This window comes from Erwinia sp. INIA01, from assembly GCF_025947915.1.
In the GTDB taxonomy this organism is placed as follows: Bacteria; Pseudomonadota; Gammaproteobacteria; order Enterobacterales; family Enterobacteriaceae; genus Erwinia; species Erwinia coffeiphila.
The window spans coordinates 213,482-233,100 of record NZ_JAPDNC010000009.1 but is presented as its reverse complement, the minus strand read 5'-3'; the positions used below and the strand labels follow the sequence as shown (position 1 = coordinate 233,100).

Annotated in this window: 15 protein-coding genes and 1 pseudogene; 11 read left to right on the top strand and 5 right to left on the bottom strand. The window is 55.6% G+C overall.

Going from position 1 to position 19,619, the window contains the following annotated elements:
• Positions 1–82: 82 nt before the first annotated feature.
• Entirely contained in the window at positions 83–1,282 is a 1,200-nt protein-coding gene (gene mtnK, locus OMR58_RS17295; RefSeq protein WP_264546495.1) for an S-methyl-5-thioribose kinase, read from the top strand.
• A 447-nt stretch (positions 1,283–1,729) separates the two neighbouring features.
• Here the strand turns inward: mtnK and fadE are convergent.
• Positions 1,730–4,138 (bottom strand): annotated as a pseudogene (gene fadE, locus OMR58_RS17290) (acyl-CoA dehydrogenase FadE); the annotation flags it as partial.
• A gap of 218 nt (positions 4,139–4,356) precedes the next feature.
• On the opposite strand from fadE, the gene lpcA reads away from it, so the two are divergent.
• Positions 4,357–4,935 (top strand): D-sedoheptulose 7-phosphate isomerase, encoded by a 579-nt coding sequence (gene lpcA, locus OMR58_RS17285; protein ID WP_105590702.1) that lies wholly within the window; start codon positions 4,357–4,359, stop codon positions 4,933–4,935.
• A gap of 81 nt (positions 4,936–5,016) precedes the next feature.
• Complete coding sequence (locus tag OMR58_RS17280; RefSeq protein WP_105590703.1) at positions 5,017–5,784, top strand: class II glutamine amidotransferase; 768 nt, start codon at positions 5,017–5,019, stop codon at positions 5,782–5,784.
• Here the strand turns inward: OMR58_RS17280 and dpaA are convergent.
• The gene (gene dpaA / locus OMR58_RS17275; RefSeq protein ID WP_264546494.1) at positions 5,755–6,489 is read right to left on the bottom strand and encodes a peptidoglycan meso-diaminopimelic acid protein amidase; all 735 of its coding nucleotides are present in this window, start codon (positions 6,487–6,489) and stop codon (positions 5,755–5,757) included. The two genes, OMR58_RS17280 and dpaA, sit on opposite strands and share 30 nt — an antisense overlap.
• A gap of 226 nt (positions 6,490–6,715) precedes the next feature.
• Here dpaA and dinB point away from each other — a divergent pair, with 226 nt between their 5' ends.
• Positions 6,716–7,771 (top strand): DNA polymerase IV, encoded by a 1,056-nt coding sequence (gene dinB / locus OMR58_RS17270; protein ID WP_105590705.1) that lies wholly within the window; start codon positions 6,716–6,718, stop codon positions 7,769–7,771.
• A gap of 217 nt (positions 7,772–7,988) precedes the next feature.
• Here dinB and pepD read toward each other — a convergent pair whose 3' ends face one another.
• Complete coding sequence (gene pepD, locus OMR58_RS17265; protein ID WP_264546493.1) at positions 7,989–9,446, bottom strand: beta-Ala-His dipeptidase; 1,458 nt, start codon at positions 9,444–9,446, stop codon at positions 7,989–7,991.
• Between the two features lie 258 nt (positions 9,447–9,704).
• On the opposite strand from pepD, the gene gpt reads away from it, so the two are divergent.
• From gpt to crl, 3 genes are all read left to right on the top strand, one after another.
• A complete protein-coding gene (gpt, locus tag OMR58_RS17260; protein WP_105590707.1) occupies positions 9,705–10,163 on the top strand; it encodes a xanthine phosphoribosyltransferase in 459 nt (152 codons plus the stop codon).
• A gap of 118 nt (positions 10,164–10,281) precedes the next feature.
• On the top strand, positions 10,282–11,532 hold the full coding sequence (frsA, locus tag OMR58_RS17255) for an esterase FrsA (protein ID WP_105590708.1): 1,251 nt from the start codon (positions 10,282–10,284) through the stop codon (positions 11,530–11,532).
• A gap of 56 nt (positions 11,533–11,588) precedes the next feature.
• Positions 11,589–11,990, top strand: coding sequence for a sigma factor-binding protein Crl (gene crl / locus OMR58_RS17250; RefSeq protein ID WP_105590709.1), 402 nt, complete (start codon positions 11,589–11,591; stop codon positions 11,988–11,990).
• A gap of 83 nt (positions 11,991–12,073) precedes the next feature.
• Here crl and ompC read toward each other — a convergent pair whose 3' ends face one another.
• A complete protein-coding gene (gene ompC / locus OMR58_RS17245; protein WP_105590710.1) occupies positions 12,074–13,186 on the bottom strand; it encodes a porin OmpC in 1,113 nt (370 codons plus the stop codon).
• A gap of 301 nt (positions 13,187–13,487) precedes the next feature.
• Here ompC and proB point away from each other — a divergent pair, with 301 nt between their 5' ends.
• The 4 genes from proB (at position 13,488) to OMR58_RS17225 (ending at position 18,683) form a co-directional block, all read left to right on the top strand.
• Complete coding sequence (gene proB, locus OMR58_RS17240; protein ID WP_200562475.1) at positions 13,488–14,591, top strand: glutamate 5-kinase; 1,104 nt, start codon at positions 13,488–13,490, stop codon at positions 14,589–14,591.
• A 9-nt stretch (positions 14,592–14,600) separates the two neighbouring features.
• Positions 14,601–15,854 (top strand): glutamate-5-semialdehyde dehydrogenase, encoded by a 1,254-nt coding sequence (proA, locus tag OMR58_RS17235; protein WP_105590712.1) that lies wholly within the window; start codon positions 14,601–14,603, stop codon positions 15,852–15,854.
• Positions 15,855–17,005: 1,151 nt separating this feature from the next.
• A complete protein-coding gene (locus OMR58_RS17230) occupies positions 17,006–17,635 on the top strand; it encodes a LysE family translocator (protein WP_205065583.1) in 630 nt (209 codons plus the stop codon).
• 298 nt (positions 17,636–17,933) lie between these two features.
• A complete protein-coding gene (locus OMR58_RS17225; protein WP_264546492.1) occupies positions 17,934–18,683 on the top strand; it encodes a glycosyltransferase family 2 protein in 750 nt (249 codons plus the stop codon).
• Positions 18,684–18,933: 250 nt separating this feature from the next.
• Here the strand turns inward: OMR58_RS17225 and OMR58_RS17220 are convergent, their stop codons facing one another.
• Positions 18,934–19,416: an Hcp family type VI secretion system effector gene (locus OMR58_RS17220; protein WP_264546491.1), complete on the bottom strand. Its 483-nt coding sequence runs from the start codon at positions 19,414–19,416 to the stop codon at positions 18,934–18,936.
• Positions 19,417–19,619: the final 203 nt, after the last annotated feature.

Below are 19,619 nucleotides of genomic sequence, written 5' to 3'. Positions count from 1 at the left end.
CACATTGTGCCAACATGTCTGATGGATGTATAGACGTCTGAACGGCTTATTAAAACGAATTTGTCTTATGGGGGTTAGGTTAATGTCGCAATACCGTACGTTCACCGCAGCGGATGCCGTGGAATATGCTCGCCAGTTTGGCGGCGTGGATAATCCGGACAGCCTTGTTGATTCGCTGGAAGTGGGCGATGGTAATCTTAACCTGGTGTTTAAGATTTTTGATACCCAGGGCGTGAGCCGGATTATCGTCAAGCAGGCGCTGCCTTATGTCCGCTGCGTGGGTGAATCCTGGCCACTGACGCTGGACCGGGCAAGGCTGGAAGCGGAAACCCTGATTGAGCACGGCAAATTTTGCCCGGAACACACGGTTAAGATCCTGCATTACGATGCCGATCTGGCGGTGATGGTGATGGAGGATCTCTCCGATCACGCCATCTGGCGCGGCGAGCTGGTAAAAGGGAAAAACTATCCTCTGGCCGCGACGCAGCTGGGCGGTTACCTGGCGCAGACGTTGTTCCATACCTCTGATTTCTTCCAGCATCCGTATCAGAAGAAAAAGGACGTGATCCGTTTTACTAACCCGGAACTGTGCGATATCACCGAAGAACTGTTCTTCAACGAGCCTTATGAACAGCACGATCGCAACGCCTACCCACGTGAGCTGGAGCGCCTGGCCGAAGCCCTGCGCGACGATGAAGAGCTGAAAGTGGCGGTTGCCGGGCTGAAGCATCGTTTCTTCTGTAATGCCGAAGCGCTGCTGCACGGGGATATTCACAGCGGCTCGATTTTCGTTGCCGAAGGCCGCCTGAAGGTGATCGACGCCGAGTTTGGTTTCTATGGCCCGATGGGTTTTGATATCGGCACGGCGATCGGTAACCTGCTGATTAGCTACTGCGCCGCGCCGGGGCTGCTGGTGCCAAGAGAAGCGGCCGATGCGCGCGAACAGCGCCTGAACGACGTGCGCGATACCTGGAACAGTTTTGCCGAAGGCTTCCTGGCGCTGGCCGCCGAGAAGAGTACCGATCGCGCGCTGGCGACGCCGGGATACGCGCGTGAGTTCCTCGGTAAGGTGTGGAGTGACACTATCGGCTACTGCGGCACCGAGCTGATCCGCCGTACCGTCGGCATGTCGCAGGTCGCCGATATTAAAAACATCGACGATCGTGCGATGCAGGTGGAGTGCGTGCGCCAGGCGATTACCCTCGGCCGCAGCCTGATCCTGCTGGCTAACCACGTGCCGGATATTGATGCGCTGATTATGCGTATCCGCCAGAATGGCTGAATGCTGAATGCTGAATGCTGAATGCTGAATGCTGAATGCTGATGGCATGGGCAGGTTGCCCGTCGCTGGAGTATGTGGAGCAGCTTAGTCAGCGAAATAAAAACGCCAACCCTTGCAGGTTGGCGTTTTTTTATTGCGCGTTTCTGATGCGGTTGAGCTGCCTGAGCTGCCTGAGCTGCCTGAGCTGCCTGAGCTGCCTGAGCTGCCTGAGCTGCCTGGGCGGTCTGAAAAAGGTAACCGCCAGGCAGCATCGTCAGGCCGTCAAACGCAGGTAACCTGAAGCTACGCCGCTTCGGTTTTACCCGCCCCCTGCGGCTTTACCGTAGCGGGTTTCTCCAACGTTACCGTGGCTGCATCATCCTGCTTGCCCGATTTACCCTGTACTGTTGCCGCAGATTCCCCAGACTTAGCGGATTTATCCAGTGCGACCTTATCCGAACCCTCGGCTTTCACCGGACGGGTCGCCAGCGCATCGGCTTCGAATTCGTCAACGTTAATGGAACGCAGGCGGCTGGCCTCGGCGCGGATCAGCACGTCGGCTTCGGCTTTGGTCAGCCACCCGGCCTGCTGACCTTCGGCGGCCAGCACGTCCAGGCGGGTGAACGGCAGGTGCTTTTTCTGCTCTTTCGACACGCGTTCATGAATCACTTCTGCCGCCATCACATCGGTTAATGCCTGCTCCAGCTGGCCCGCCGGATTATGTTCGCTCGGTGCCAGATACTGACCCCGTCCCAGGCGGCTGCGGGTGGCAGAAGGCAGCTGCAGAATACGCGCCAGCTGGTGGTCCAGGCGATCGGACGGTGCGCGGCAGTGGCGGCCGGTTGGGAAAATCACCACGCGCAGCAGGCCCGCGACCATTCTGTTCGGGAAGTTACGCAGCAGATCGTCAATCGCCGTTTCAGCCTGATTCAGTGCATCCTGCACGCCCCAGTGCACCAGCGGCAGATCGGCTTCGTTACGGCCCTCATCGTCGTAACGCTTCAGCGCCGCCGAGGCGAGGTAAAGCTGGCTGAGAATATCGCCCAGGCGTGCCGAGATACGTTCGCGGCGCTTCAGGCTGCCGCCGAGTACCGACATTGAAACATCCGACAGCAGGGCGAGGTTAGCGCTGATGCGGTTCAGATGTTGATAGTAGCGGCGAGTGGCATCGCGGGTTGGCGAGGCGCTGGTCAGGCCGGCGGTCAGGCCCAGCCACAGGCTGCGCATTTTGTTGCTGCCTACGTGGCCGATATGTTTAAACAGCGCCCGGTCAAAGGCCGCCACGTCGTTATTCTGCGCGGCTTCCATCTCTTCCAGCACGTAAGGGTGGCAGCGAATCGCCCCCTGGCCGAAGATAATCATGCTGCGAGTCAGAATGTTCGCGCCTTCAACAGTGATTGCAATCGGTGCACCCTGATAGGCGCGGGCGAGGAAGTTACTGTTGCCGAGCATAATGCCTTTGCCCCCGGCGATATCCATCGCATCCATAATCGCCCGCTGGCCGCGGTGGGTGCAGTGGTATTTTACAATCGCCGACAGCACCGCCGGTTTTTCTCCCTGCATAATGCCGTAGGTAATCAGCGACGCGGCGGCATCCATGACATAGGCGTTACCGGCAATGCGCGCCAGCGGCTCTTCAATGCCCTCCATCTTGCCGATCGGCAGGCGGAACTGGCGGCGGATATGGGCGTAGGCACCAATCGCCAGCGCAATGCTCTTCAGGCTGCCGGTGGAGTTTGACGGCAGGGTAATACCGCGACCGACGGAGAGGCATTCAACCAACATCCGCCAGCCCTGACCGGCCATTACCGGACCACCGATAATAAAATCAATCGGCACAAAGATGTCTTTACCGCGCGTCGGGCCGTTCTGGAACGGCACGTTAAGCGGGAAGTGGCGAGTGCCGATTTCCACGCCCGGGGTTTGGGTCGGGATCAGCGCACAGGTGATGCCCAGTTCTTCGGTGTTGCCCAGCAGACGATCCGGATCAGACAGTTTGAACGCCAGTCCCAGCACGGTGGCAACCGGGGCCAGGGTAATGTAGCGTTTGTTCCAGGTCAGGCGCATGCCCAGCACCTGCTCGCCCTGCCAGTCGCCCATGCAGACAACACCGGTATCGGGGATTGCCCCGGCATCGGAGCCCGCTTCCGGGCTGGTCAGCGCAAAGCAGGGGATCTCATCGCCGCGCGCCAGGCGGGGCAGATAGTGATTTTTCTGTTCTTCAGTACCGTAGTGCTGCAGCAGTTCACCGGGGCCGAGGGAGTTAGGCACGCCGACGGTGATCGCCAGAATACCGGACACACCGGCCAGCTTTTGCAGAACCTGCGCCTGCGCGTAGGCGGAAAACTCCAGCCCGCCGTACTCTTTCTTAATGATCATCGCAAAGAAGCGATGCTGTTTCAGGAAGGCCCACAGTTCGGGCGACAGGTCGGCCATTTCATGGGTAATTTCAAAGTCATTCGCCATGCGGCAGGCTTCTTCAACCGGGCCGCTAAGAAATGCCTGCTCTTCTTCGGTCAGGCGCGGCTGCGGATAGTTGTGCAGTTTTTTCCAGTCCGGCGCGCCGCGGAACAGATCGCCTTCCCACCAGGTTGTCCCGGCGTCGATGGCTTCTTTTTCAGTACGCGACATCGGCGGCATCACCTTGCGGAAAGTATTCAGCACCGGCTTACCAAACATCGCCTGGCGCATCGGCAGCAGGTTAAGCGGCAGCAGGATGATAGCCAGCGGGACCAGCAGCCAGAAGGTCCACAGGCCGACAAGGCTGAGAACGGCGGTCCACGCCAGCAAGGCGATACTGCCAGCCAGAAGGTTAACGCGGTGATAAAACAGGGCACCAATCAGCACGATTGTCGCCACAATACTGAGAACCATCATAACGTGCGCTCCGTAAGTAGTAAGAGGTCCGACCTGTTGGTTATATGTTTAGATTAGCGCTGGCTCAGATGCAATCTGTTTACATAATAATTACAACCTGGCTCACAAAGCGCCGCACATCCGGGTAAACCTCGCAAGCGAAAGGGAGATTGCTTCACGGCCTTCTGGCAAGTTGATAAACTTAAGCCGTCACTTATTCCTAAAAAGGATCTCTCCCTATGTACCAGGACATCATTCGCGCCGAGCTAAACGAAGCCGCCGACACGCTGAATAAGTTTTTAAGCGATGACGCTAACATCCATGCCATTCAGCGGGCGGCCGTGCTGCTGGCCGATTCCTTTAAGGCGGGTGGCAAGGTGCTTTCCTGCGGTAACGGCGGTTCGCACTGCGATGCCATGCACTTTGCTGAAGAGCTGACCGGCCGCTATCGTGAAAACCGTCCGGGCTATCCGGCGATTGCGATCTCTGACGTCAGCCATATCTCCTGCGTGGGCAATGACTTTGGCTTTGACGCCATCTTCTCCCGCTATGTTGAAGCGGTAGGTCAGGCGGGTGATGTTCTGCTGGGGATCTCCACTTCCGGCAATTCCGCCAACGTGATTAAAGCGATTGAAGCTGCCCGTGCCAAAGGGATGAAGGTGATCACCCTGACCGGTAAAGACGGTGGGAAAATGGACGGATCGGCAGATGTTGAAATCCGCGTGCCACACTTTGGTTTTGCCGATCGCATTCAGGAGATCCACATTAAAGTGATTCATATCCTGATCCTGCTGATCGAAAAAGAGATGGCGAAGTAATCCCTGCCGTTGCCCGCTGGCGCTACTGCGCGGCGGGCACTCCACGGTTATCCGTTTCAAGGTTGTTGACGAGGAATCACTATGTGCGAACTGCTCGGGATGAGCGCGAACGTCCCGACGGACATCTGTTTTAGCTTTACCGGGCTGGTGCAGCGCGGTGGCGGAACAGGTCCGCATAAAGATGGCTGGGGTATTACCTTCTACGAGGGTAAAGGCTGCCGCACATTTAAAGATCCGCAACCGAGCTTCCAGTCGCCGATTGCGCGTCTGGTGCAGGATTACCCGATAAAGTCGTGTTCGGTGGTGGCGCATATACGCCAGGCCAACCGCGGCGAAGTGTCGCTGGAAAACACGCATCCTTTCACCCGCGAACTGTGGGGCCGCAACTGGACCTATGCCCATAACGGTCAGCTGAAAGGCTATAAGAATCTGGATACCGGGCCTTATCGACCGATCGGCGAAACCGACAGCGAGCTGGCCTTCTGCTGGCTGCTGCATAAGCTGACCACGCGCTATCCGCGTACGCCGGGCAACTGGCCTGCGGTGTTCCGCTATATCGCCGAGCTGGCGGGGGAGCTAAGGGAGAAGGGCGTATTCAATATGCTGCTGTCGGACGGTCGCTATCTGATGGCATTCTGTTCCACCAATCTGTTCTGGATCACCCGTCGTGCGCCGTTTGGCAAAGCGAAGCTGCTGGATCAGGATGTGGAAATTGATTTTCAGAAGCAGACCACGCCGAATGACGTGGTCACGGTGATAGCAACGCAGCCGCTAACGGCTAACGAAACCTGGAACAAGATTGCCCCAGGAGAGTGGGCGCTATTTTGTCTGGGTGAGCGCCAGAGCTGAATCCGGTGCACCTGTGCCGTTCATCATCGGGCGGCTCAGCACATACTTACCGCCGCTGACGCTCACTGACGGCGGCTGTTTGGTCTGCACAAACTGCGCATAGCCAGGCTGCAGCTCTTTCCAGAAGCTGAAATAGGTCGAGTAGCGGTGGCGCTGCATATTGCTTTCGGTCATGCGGAAGGGATAAATGCTGACATCAACGCGCTGCTGGCCGTTACGCAGGGCGGCTTCCACATAGTGATAAATTTCGTCCATATAGGCATCGGTCATGGCATAGCAGCCAACAGACACGCAGTTACCGTGGATCATCAGATATTTCCCTTCATAACCCTGCTGGCGGTCATATTCATTCGGGAAGCCGACGTTAATCGCGCGATAAAAGCGGCTGTCCGGCTTAAGCTGGGAAAGCCCGACGCTGTAAAAACCTTCCGGGCTTTTAAAATCGCCCTGGCGGCGTTTTGGCCCCAGTCCGCCGGAAAAATTACAGATGCGATAGCTGTCGAGCAGGCGATATTCGTTACCGATCTTGCCGTAAAGCTCGAGAGTGCGTTCTTCTTTAAAGATCTGCAGATACACCGGTGTACCCAGCAGTTGTTTCTTTAACTCTTTGCTGACCGGAGCCAATGGCTGTACCGCATCGGGTACGCTGGCAAAGGCAACGGCGGGCAGAAAAATCATCGCAAACAGCAGTGCGATTTTGGCCATTCTTGTTCCCTTGAAAAAGAGGGTGGAGTGCAACGCCAAAAGGCGTCTGTTTCTTGCAATATAGGACAATTCCGCTATCGCGGCGATACCATAGCATTGTCTATTTTTTTCTCAAGATTAGAAAGATTAAATACCTTAATACCCGCCATGATTGCGGGTGAACCGACATTTATTGATATCGCCTGATTTAACTGTATACTTATACAGTACATTGTCGGGGGGCATTATGCGTAAGATTATTCACGTTGATATGGACTGCTTTTTTGCCGCAGTAGAGATGCGTGACGATCCCAGCCTGCGCGATATCCCGATTGCGATTGGCGGCAGCCGGGTGGCACGTGGAGTGATCAGCACCGCCAACTATCCTGCACGCAAATACGGTGTGCGCAGCGCGATGCCAACGGCCATGGCCTTAAAACTTTGCCCCCATCTTAAAGTGATCCCCGGGCGCTATGACGCTTATAAAGAGGCCAGCGCCCATATCCGTGAAATTTTCTCCCGCTATACCTCGCTGATCGAGCCGCTGTCATTGGATGAAGCCTATCTTGACGTATCCGACAGCCCCCACTGCCAGGGATCGGCGACGCTGATGGCGCGGGAAATCCGCCAGACTATCCAGCAGGAACTAAACCTGACCGCTTCTGCCGGCGTGGCACCGATTAAATTCCTCGCCAAAATCGCCTCTGATATCAATAAACCTAACGGTCAGTGCGTGATCACCCCCGAGGAGATGCCCGACTTTCTGCTGGCCCTGCCGCTGGCAAAAATTCCCGGCGTCGGCAAAGTGACCGCCCGCAAGCTGGAAGAGCTGGGGCTGAATACCTGTGCCGATGTGCAAAAAAGCGATCTGGCGATGCTGCTCAGGCGGTTTGGTAAATTTGGCCGCGTGCTGTGGGAGCGAAGCCACGGTTTTGACGATAGAGAAGTGATCACCGAGCGCCAGCGTAAATCCCTCGGCGTGGAGCGTACGCTGTCTGAAGATATTCACGACTGGGAAGCGTGCCTGGAAATTATCGATACGCTATACGAAGAGCTGGAACGGCGGCTGATCAAAATCAAACCGGACCGCCAGATTGCCCGTCAGGGCGTGAAGCTGAAGTTTAATGACTTCCAGCTGACCACTCAGGAACACGTCTGGCCGGAGCTGAATAAAGCCGATCTGATTGCTGTGGCGCGTAAAAGCTGGGACGAACGGCGGGGAGGGCGCGGGGTCAGGCTGGTCGGGCTGCACGTTACGCTGCTGAATCCGCAGATCGAGCGGCAGCTGCTGCTGGGGTTGTAGCGCGTGGAGAACGATTGGGCGTTGCATGATAAGAACGCTGCCACAGTGTTATGCGGCAGCGTTCATTAGATAGCACATTCCATGGTGAACACAGGCAGAGTTCGCATACATCCTGCTTTGTGAACACTCGCATGGCTTAGCGCGGGTATTCTGCACTGCTGTGTCGGCTTGCTGGCAAAGATTATCCAACCCGGGGATTCCCGGGCCGGGAATACTTTTATTTCGCCGGGATAGCCTTCAGTAGCGCGGTCAGCAGCTGCCAGTACAGGCCAACGCTGGCGATATGTACCTGTTCATCCGGTGAGTGTGGGCCGGTGATGGTTGGGCCGATAGAGACCATATCCATTTCCGGGTACGGTTTTTTGAACAGACCGCACTCCAGACCTGCGTGAATCACCTGAATATTCGGCGTGCGGTTAAACAGCTTCTCGTAGGTTTCACGTACCAGCGCCATCACCGGGGAGGTGGCATCCGGCTGCCAGCCTGGGTAGCTGCCTTTTGCCAGGGTTTTTGCCCCTGCCAGCTGGCCGAGTGCGGTGAGCATTTCCACCACGTACTCTTTCCCGCTGTCGATCAGGGAGCGCACCAGGCTATTGATGACCGCTTCGTCGCCTTCAAACTTCACCACGCCGACGTTCAGAGAGGTTTCCACCACGCCTTTCATCACATCAGAGTTACGGATTACGCCGTTCGGGGTGCTGTTCAGCAGAGCAATGAAAGCATCGCGGCTTGCGGCATTCAGCGGCTGATCGCTGCTTTCCACGGCTTCGGTCACGATAGCGATATTTTTCTCAACCAGGCTCAGTTCATTTTGCAGCGTGGTCAGGTAGCCTGCCGCCAGCGACTTCAGACGATCGGCTTTATCGGCAGCAACCGCGAGGGTAGCAAACGCCTCACGCGGAATGGCATTACGCAGCGTACCGCCGGTAAAGTCGATCAGGCGCAGGTCGAGTTCCGCCGCGTGGGCAAACAGGAAGCGGGAAAGCAGCTTGTTGGCGTTGCCCAGACCGACGTGAATATCGCAGCCGGAGTGGCCGCCTTTCAGGCCTTTTAAGGTCAGCTTCAGCGTTTGATAGCCCGCTGGCAGCGCTTCGCGAGTCAGCGGCAGGGTGCTGGTAAAGTCGATACCGCCCGCGCAGCCCATATAGATCTCACCTTCCTCTTCCGAGTCGGTGTTGATCAGAATATCAGCCTGCAGCCAGCCGGCCTGAAGGCCAAATGCACCGGCCATGCCGGTTTCTTCGGTCATGGTCAGCAGCACTTCCAGCGGACCGTGCTCAACGCTGTTATCGGCTAAAACGGCCAGCGCAGAGGCCATACCGATGCCGTTATCGGCACCCAGCGTGGTTCCGCGCGCCTTCACCCACTCCCCGTCAACCCACGGTTGGATCGGATCTTTGGTGAAATCATGCACGGTATCATTATTTTTTTGCGGCACCATATCCAGGTGCGCCTGAAGCGCCACCGGCTTACGGTTTTCAAGGCCCGGCGTGGCCGGTTTACGAATCAGGATATTGCCGACCTGGTCACGTTCATGCCAGAACCCCTGCTCTTTGGCCCACGACATAATGTGGCTGGCCAGCGCTTCTTCATGATAAGAAGGGTGAGGAATGGAGCAAATCTTGGCAAAAATATCCCACAGCGGCTGCGGAGATAATTGAGACAATTCAGACACGTTGACTCTCCTGTGTCAGCACCACCGGCCGCCATCAAGGCAGGGGCGTGCGTTAAATTCGGTTGGACAATTCCCGTCAGCGGATCTGACGCGATGGGGAAATAGTATCACCGTTTATCAGACACTGCTTACTTCGCCCCGGCAAAAAAGCGGTTATCGACGCCTCTGGTGCTGGTTTTTAGCGCCTCAGATCTCTATAATTTCGCGCAACCTTTCCCATTGCACATTTTTAAGCCAGTTTCTGGTCGGGATCTTTTTATGAGTGAAAAATACGTCGTCACCTGGGACATGCTGCAGATTCATGCCCGTAAACTGGCACAGCGCCTGCTTCCTGTAGAACAGTGGCAGGGCATTATTGCCGTCAGCCGCGGCGGCCTGGTGCCTGCTGCACTGCTGGCTCGCGAGCTGGGCATTCGCCACGTTGATACCGTCTGCATCTCCAGCTACGACCACGATAATCAGCGTGAAATGAAAGTGCTGAAGCGTGCAGAAGGGGACGGCAAAGGGTTTATCGTGATTGATGACCTGGTGGACACCGGCGGTACAGCGCAGGCGATTCGCGATATGTATCCGCAGGCGCGTTTTGTCACTATCTTTGCCAAACCGGCCGGCCGCCCTCTGGTTGACGATTACATCATCGACATCCCGCAAAACACCTGGATTGAGCAGCCATGGGATATGGGCGTTGCCTACATTCCACCAATTGTTAAAAACTGATTGATGCTGCTCAATGCGCGCCCGGTTTTACCGGGCGCGTCTGTTTTTATCCTTCGCGTGCGAGCTGTGGCTACGATAGACTGGATATCTGTCCAGAATGCCGGAGGAACTCCCAGTCATGTCGCCGAAAAACCTCAGCGAAGAACTGTTCAAACCGCGTTTTAAGCATCCTGAAACCTCGTCGCTGGTGCGGCGTGTGCATCATCACCGCCCGATCAACATCAACTCCGCGCTGGATGGCGAAAGCCATGCTGGCTGGTATCGCATGATTAACCGCCTGCTGTGGACCTGGCGAGGGCTGACGCCGCAGGAAATCAGCGAAGTACTGGCACGCATTGCGGTCAGCCGGGTGGAGCATACCGACGATCGGCTGCTGGATACGGTAATTGGCTATCGCAGTGGCAACTGGATTTATGAATGGTCAAAGCAGGCGGCACAGTGGCAGCAAAAGGCCAGCGAATGTGAAGACGATCTGCTGTCCGGCCAGCACTGGCTGCACGCGGCGAATCTGTACAGCCTGGCGGGCTATCCCTATCTGAAAGAAGACGAACTGGCCGAGCAGGCACAGCTGCTGGCGAACCGAGCCTATCAGGAAGCGACAAGCCGCCTGTCTGGCGAACTGCGCGAGCTGACGTTCAACATTCCCGATGGCAGCCCGGTCACCGGCTTCCTGCATATGCCGCCGGGCGTATCGGCACCCTATCCGACGGTGATGCTGTGCGCTAACCTCGATTCGCTGCAAAGCGATCACTACCGCCTTTTCCATGACTATCTCGCGCCGCGCGGTATCGCCATGCTGACTCTCGACGTTCCTTCGGTGGGCTTTTCCGCCAAATGGAAACTAACGCATGATTCCAGCTTCCTGCATCAGCACGTACTGCGCCAGCTCGAGCAGGTGGCGTGGGTCGATCATACCCGTGTAGCCGCCTTCGGCTTCCGCTTCGGTGCGAACGTTGCCGTCCGCTTAGCTTATCTTGAACCTCAGCGTCTGCGCGCAGTGGCCTGCCTTGGCCCCATCGTTCATAGCCTGCTGAGTGATATCGCCCTTCAGGATCGGGTCCCGGAAATGTATATGGATATGTTGGCCAGCCGTCTGGGGATGTCCAGCACCTCCGACAGCGCCCTGCGTATTGAGCTGAGCCGCTTCTCGCTCAAGCTTCAGGGACTGCTGGGTCGCCGCTGCACCGTGCCGATGCTTTCCGGCTATTGGGCTAACGATCCGTTCAGCCCGGAGGAGGAGTCACGCGCTATTGTGAATTCCTCCGTCAGCGGCAAGTTATTACCAATTAAACCCTCGCCCTCAATGAATAATTTCGACCGTGGCCTGCGCGATATTTGCGACTGGCTGGCCCGGCAGTTAAGCGCATGAGTTGCTAAAATCCATGATTTTGCTACAACTATAGGCCCAACCAAGGAGGTTTAACGATGACGTTACCGAGTGGACATCCTAAGAGCCGTTTAATGAAACGCTTTGGCTCTTTAGGCCCTTACATCCGTGAGAACAAGTGTGAAGGCGATCGCTTTTTCTTCGACTGTCTGGCAGTTTGCGTCAATGTGAAACCCGCACCGGAAGAACGAGAATTCTGGGGCTGGTGGATGGAACTGGAAGCGCAGGCGGACCATTTCACCTATGAGTACTACTTTGGTCTGTTTGACAAGGAAGGCAACTGGAAGCCGACAGCCGTAAAGGGTAAGGATAACAATGCCCGCCTCGAAGAGACGTTACGTAATTTCCATGAACGCCTGAAGGCCGTGCTGGTTGAACTGGAACTGGATTTGCGTCCTGCGGCTGATTTTGCCGAGGAGCCGGTAAAGCTGAGTGCCTGATTCAATCTGAGAATAAGAAAAGGCTGGATAATTCCAGCCTTTGTTTTAAGTAGACACAGCGAGGGGTGGTACAGTTTTACAACTTAGAACTGGTAAACCAGACCAACAGCGACAACGTCGTCGGTGTTCAGAGACAGTTTGTTGTCGTCTTTCAGCTGGTTAATTTTGTAGTCAACATAGGCGTTCATATTCTTGTTGAAGTAATAGGTTGCGCCCACATCGATGTATTTCACTAAATCTTCATTACCGATACCGTTCTCGATATCTTTACCTTTGGTCTGGATATAGCCCAGTGATGGACGCAGACCGAAGTCGAACTGGTACTGCGCCAGCAGTTCCACGTTCTGAGTTTTGTTCGCCATGCCGCTGACGGAAGAACCAGTTACGGTGCTGGTGCCGCTGATTGGCGTCATGTTGCGGGTTTCAGAGTAGATCGCTGCCAGATACAGGTTGTTAGCATCGTACTTCAGGCCCGTACCCCAGGAATCCGCTTTGTCGCCGTGACCGTAAGCCTGAGCCTGCTGCTGGTTAGTACGGTCAGAAGAGGTGTAGGCACCGCTGATGCTCACGCCGCTGTCGCCCAGTGCGTAAACCAGTGAACCGCCGTAACCGTCGCCGTTCTGGCGCGCTACGCTGGTACGGTCGTTAGCGCCGCCCGCATCGTTTTTACCCTGATACTGCAGGGCGAACTTCAGGCCATCAACCAGGCCGAAGAAGTTAGTGTTACGGTAGGTCAGCACGCCGGTAGTACGCGCGGTCATGAAGTTGTCGGTACGTGCAGTACCGTCACCGCCGAACTCTGGGAACATATCGGTCCAGGCTTCCACATCGTACAGTACGCCGTAGTTACGGCCGTAGTCGACGGAGCCGTAGCTGCCGAATTTCAGACCAGCGAAGCCCAGACGGGTTTTGTTACCGGTCTGTGCGTCGGTGCTCTCAGTGTTGTTGGTGTTGAACTGGTATTCCCACTGACCGTAACCGGTCATCAGGTCGTTAATCTGGGTCTGGCCCTTGAAGCCAAGACGAACGTAAGATTTGTCGCCGTTGTTTCCAGCGCTGTCGCTGAAGTAGTGCAGGCCTTTCACTTTGCCGTACAGGTCCAGCTTGTTGCCGTCTTTATTGTAAACTTCAGCAGCCTGAGCGGCGGTGGACAGGGCCAGTGCGGCGGTTAAAATTGCCAGTGCGCTTTTCTTCATTGCTATCAATCCCGAAAGAGTAAAGTTTATGTCCCTTCATATTCCAGACGGCTGCGGGGCAGACTTCGACTGAACTACTTTGGGCTAAGTGGCCCGGAGGCTCTTCTAAGGCAGGAACGTTTTACCTTTTCTCTATTAAAGTTTTATTACAGTTTTAAACATTTCTTGTTAATCACGAACTTTTCGACTAGCGAATGGTCAGGGCTTTTTCACGCTTTTCCCCGCCTGGCTGTTGGCTTCCTGCACGACTCCTGTTAAAACGTTTCTTTGCACTCTTTTATGACAAAAACGGCAGGAAATAATGAGCAGCAGCCAGACCCTGGTGGTGAAACTGGGGACCAGCGTACTGACCGGCGGATCGCGTCGGTTAAATCGGGCACATATCGTTGAGCTGGTGCGTCAGTGCGCACAGCAACATGCGGCTGGCCACCGGATTGTGATTGTCACCTCGGGCGCGATGGCGGCCGGGCGAGAGCATCTGGGCTACCCCGAACTGCCGCCCACCATCGCCTCAAAGCAGCTGCTGGCTGCGGTGGGGCAGAGTCGTTTGATCCAGCTGTGGGAACAGCTGTTTTCCATCTACGGCATTCATATCGGTCAGATGCTGCTGACTCGTGCCGACCTGGAAGATCGCGAGCGTTTTCTTAACGCCCGCGACACCATGCGCGCGCTGCTCGATAACCATATCGTCCCGGTCATTAATGAGAATGACGCGGTGGCGACCGCCGAGATCAAAGTGGGCGATAACGATAACCTGTCGGCGCTGGCGGCAATTCTGGCCGGTGCCGATAAGCTGCTGCTGCTGACCGATCAGCAGGGCCTGTTTACCGCCGATCCGCGCAATAACCCGGAAGCGGAGCTGATTAGCGACGTTCATGCCATTGATGACGCGCTGCGTGCGCTGGCCGGAGACAGTGTTTCCGGGCTGGGCACTGGCGGCATGACCACCAAACTGCAGGCCGCCGACGTTGCTTGCCGCGCGGGCATCGACACCATCATTGCCGCAGGCAGCCGCCCGGGCGTGATCGGTGATGTGATCGCCGCAACGCCGGTCGGTACGCGTTTCCACGCTTTTGCCACCCCGCTGGAAAACCGTAAGCGCTGGATCTTCGGTGCGCCGCCTGCCGGTGAGCTGGTGGTGGATGACGGTGCGCTGTCCGCCATTCTGGAACGCGGCAGCTCGCTGCTGCCGAAGGGGATTCGTGAGATCAGCGGCAACTTCTCCCGCGGTGAAGTGATCCGCATCCGCAGCCTGCAGGGGCGTGATGTCGCCCACGGCGTGTCGCGCTATAACAGCGACGCTATGCGGATGATTGCCGGACATCACTCCCAGCAGATTAGCGATATTTTAGGTTATGAATATGGTCCGGTTGCCGTGCACCGCGACGATATGATTGTCAGCTAAGGAATACCAATGCTTGAGCAAATGGGTAAAGCGGCCAAGGCCGCGTCATATCAGCTTTCGGTGCTGTCTACCGAACAAAAAAATCAGGTACTGCTGACGATTGCCGACAGCCTGGAAGCGCAAAGCGCAGAGATTCTGGCTGCTAACGAGCTGGATCTGGCCGATGCGCGCCAGAACGGCATGAGTGCCGCGCTGCTGGACCGGTTGATGCTGAATCAGGCACGCCTGAAAGGCATTGCCGACGACGTGCGTCAGGTATGCCATCTGGCAGACCCGGTTGGCGTGGTGATTGACGGCGGCAAGCTGGATAGTGGTCTGCGCATTGAGCGTCGCCGCGTGCCGCTCGGCGTGGTGGGCGTGATTTATGAAGCGCGCCCGAACGTTACCGTAGACGTAGCCAGCCTGTGCCTGAAAACCGGTAACGCGGTGATCCTGCGCGGCGGTAAAGAGACGTATCGGACTAATGCCGCTACCGTACGGGTGATCCAGAATGCCCTGCAGCAGCACGGCCTGCCTGCCGGTGCGGTTCAGGCGATTGAGAGCCCGGATCGCGAGCTGGTCAATCAGCTGCTGAAGCTGGATCGCTACGTCGATATGCTGATCCCACGCGGCGGTGCCGGTTTACACAAGCTGTGCCGTGAAAATTCAACCATCCCAGTGATCACCGGCGGTATCGGCGTTTGCCATATCTATGTCGATCGCAGTATTGAGCAGGAAGCGGCGCTGAAAGTGATCGTTAACGCCAAGAAGCAGCGCCCAAGCGCCTGTAACTCGGTGGAAACCCTGCTGATTGACGCTGCCATTGCCGACAGTTTCCTGCCGGTGCTGAGCGCGCGGATGGCGGAAGAGGGCATTACTCTGCATGCCGATCCGCGTTCGCTGCCGCTGCTGGAAAACGGCCCGGCAAGCGTCAGCGCGGTGACCGATGCTCAGTACCGCGACGAGTGGCTGGCGCTGGATCTGAACGTGAAGCTGGTGGACGATCTGGATGAGGGCATCGCCCATATTCGCGAGTACGGCACGCAGCATTCCGATGCGATCCTGACGCGCACCATTCAGCATGCCGATCGTTTCGTTAACGAGGTGGATTCTTCGGCGGTGTATGTGAATGCCAGCACCCGCTTTACTGACGGTGGTCAGTTTGGTCTGGGGGCCGAGGTGGCGGTGAGCACGCAGAAGCTGCACGCTCGCGGCCCGATGGGGCTGGAAGCGTTAACCACGTACAAGTGGGTGGCGTTTGGGGATGATACGATCCGCGGGTGATTAGCTGGAGCCTTAGTCAGCCGGGACTTTAGCTTTTGTGTCGTCTGACTGTTTGATTCCGTGTTGGCAGGGTTTGGAGACTGCGCAGGCTGGCAGCTCCTCCGTCGGGCGGGTCCTCGCGCCGCTATGCGGTGCCTTCACTCCGTTCGTCAGCCGGGCGGACCGCCACAGACGCGCGTCCTGCGCGGCTGTGGCTTTCGCCCACGTCCGTGTGGGCGAATCCTGGCTTCCTCGCTGCGTTCAGCGCTGCGGATTGCCCGATCGCAGGTGCCGCCAGCCCGCGCTTTGGCTTTCGCGTTGCCTGACTGTTAATTCCTGCGATGGTAGTGGTTGAATCTGTCAGCCCGTGTTTAAGCTTTTTTGTAACCGGCATTTTTCCCGCGTTGGCAACGATCGGAGTCTGCGCAGGCTGGTGGCTCCTCCGTCGGGCGGGTCCTCGCGCCGCTTTGCGGTGCCTTCACTCCGTTGGTCAGCCGGGCGGACCGCCACAGACGCGCGTCCTGCGCGGCTGTGCCTTTCGCCCACGTCCGTGTGGGCGAATCCTGGCTTCCTCGCTGCGTTCAGCGCTGCGGATTGCCCGATCGTAGGAGCCGCCAGCCCGCGCTTTAGCTTTTGTGTTGCCTGGCTGATTAATCCTGGACTGGTGATGGTTGGGCTTTCAGCCAGTGTTGTAGTTTTGTGTCGACTGGTATTTGTTCCATTTTGGCAATGATCGGAGCCTGCGTGTGCTGTCTGCCTGTTCAGACCTGCGCTGATGATGGTCGAAAATTGTCAGCAAGTGCTGTAGATTTTGTGTTGCCCGGCCATATTTTATTTGCCCGGTATTTTAAGTTTTCCTAAAGCCGTAATGCCATAGCTTGAAGGGGATCGACCTCTGCGGCTGACGGGTAATCCGCAGCGCTGAGGTGCAGGCTGCGGGACCGGAGATGGCCGCATGGACGCGGACATCAGGCCTGGCGCGGGCAGGACGCCCGCTCCAGGCCGATCCGTAAGGCCCGCAGCCGGAACCGAGGGCACCGCGCCCGGCGCGGTGCGAGGACCGGCCGGCAGCCGCAGAGGTCGATTCCCGATCACCGGCCAATGCCGAACTCTGACCGAAATTCAATCACCGCCCCATGATCCCGAAGCACCCGATACAAGGACCCGAACTCATGATGACACTTAGCCAGATCCTGCCGTTTGCCGCCGTCTCACTCGGCATGGTCCTCACGCCCGGACCTAACATGATCTACCTAATCTCCCGATCGCTGTGCCAGGGAAAACGCGCGGGCTTCACCTCACTCACCGGCGTGGCTCTGGGCTTTATGTTTTACATGCTCTGCGCCGCGCTGGGCATCACCGCACTGGTGATGGCGGTACCGCTGGCGTATGACGCACTGCGCTTTGCCGGGGCCGCTTATCTGCTGTGGATGGCGTGGCAGGCGATTTTTGGCGGAAAATCTCCCTTTGAAGTGCGTGAACTCCAGCCGGATAGCCCGCGCAGGCTGTTTACCATGGGGCTGTTGACCAATCTGCTGAATCCCAAAGCTGCGGTGCTGTATCTCACATTGCTGCCCCAGTTTATTCGCCCGGAGTTGGGCAACGTCCTCGGGCAGTCGCTGACGCTGGGATTCACCCAGATTGCGATTAGCATGCTGGTCAACGGCCTGATTATCTTTGCCGCTGGCTCCATTGCCGCATTCCTCGCTCAGCGCCCCCTCTGGCAAAAAGCACAGCGCTGGCTGATGGGTACGGTGCTGGCGGGTTTGGCTGTGAGAATGGTGGTGGACAGCAAACGCTGAATAAAATCCTGAAATACCGGTTACGCGAATCCTGCCACCTGCGCTGAGCAACTCACCGCTTACCGCTGACTATCCGCTGTTGTCCGCCTGAAGCGGCGGTGGCCTGTTTATCGGTCGTTTTCTATGCATCCATCCGGCATTTTTTGTTAATTTAGCAAATGGAGCTATCCACTATACTCGGCGGGTTTTTCTTTTGGATTTTTTTCGGAAATAACAGCCTGAGTTTTACTTCTCCCAGCCCGGGAGAAATCTTTCTCTCTTACGGAATAAGAGGGGGCGTAAATATATAGAGGGATCTATGCTGTCAGTTTGTCTGCTTACCTGTAACTCCGATCGTCTGCTCAAGGATGTCGTTAAGTCATTAATTCCCGTGGCTGATGAATTTATTGTGATTGATTCCGGCAGTACCGACCGCACCCTCGAAATTCTCGCTGAATTCGGCATCACCTGTCACTATCACGCCTATACCACTCACGCACAACAAATGAACTACGCGGTCTCGCTGGCAAAAAATGACTGGGTGCTCTGCATGGACAGCGACGAAATCCTCAATGACGACACTATCGCCGACATCAGGCGGATAAAAGAAGAAGGTCTGAATAATGAAGGTGTTGCATGGTGCCTTCCGCGTTACTGGTACGTTTTGGGTAAGCCCGTACGTACCATTTACCCGGTTTCCTCCCCTGATTATCCCATCCGCCTGTATAACCGGAATCGGGTAAAGTTTAACGATAGCCCGGTTGACGATGCAGCGGAAGGAGAGGTGCAGCGGCAGGTATTAGCGGGCCGCGTCAGGCACGATACGTTTTATTCTCTGCATGAGGTGTTTAACAAGCTTAATGTTTATACCTCTCGGGTGGTGAAATATAAAAAAATCAGACCGTCATTAAGCCGGGGGGCAATAAGCGCGTTTGGTGCGATGTTTAAATGGTATCTGCTGAACGGATCGTGGAAAGACGGCAAGGTGGGCTTTGTGACGGGTGTGTATGCTGTTTCTTACAGCTTCCTTAAATATTTTAAGGCGTGGTTCTATGCTGAGAAAAAATAAGCAGTGAGCGCGCTGGCTTCTATTAGTTAAATAACGATGAAACGACGGCAGCCGGTATACCATCATTGATAAAGCTGTTTCGGCACGGGTATCAATATTTGCACTGCACTTGTACAGGCATTTCAACCACCAATTTGACGGGAGACTACACTGCCTGTACGTCGGTGAACGGAACTTAAGTTATTGATACTGTGCATATTCTAATGCTTTCGGTGCGGAAGATTAGCGTTTTTGATAGGGATGATTACAATCATTTTGAAACCTTATCCCAATAATCATCAGCCTTTATATTACCAGGTAAATAATTCCACTCGATACCTCTATATCTAAGTTTAATTACTTCGTTCATATTAGGGTTTGTTGAGCCGGGAATGTATGAATGGTTAAATACTATGGAACTTACTACCACGCTTTCAAGCTTGATGTTATATATCTCTGCCTCCATGCCCGCATTGTTTATAGCATAAAATCTTATTATTGCGTTTTTAAGTCTTTTACAGGAACAAACGGAATCAAAGAGATAAGGTGATGATTTGTCCACCTCTTTACTCATTATTACAGGTTCATGCATTCTCGTTCCAGTCATTGACCCTGTATGTGGATCTGTCGGCAATGTGATACCATGTTGCGTATTCATTACCTCAATCGCGCCTTCACGACCTACTGCAGAACAAGATCCTTTAATTTGAACACCATTTTCATCATATAAAAAAAGGTAAGCTGGTAAAGACATGTAATTCTCCTTGTGTTAAAAAACTATTCCTCTGGTCTTTCAGGTAGAACCTTAACAATGAAGCAGACGACAGCGATACTGATGGAAATATAAATAAATCTTTCATGCCACGTTTCAAAATGAAAGAAAAAATAAATACATATAAAAACCAACATGCCACCAAGTAAGGAAACAGTATATTCCATGAAACTATGAAATACACG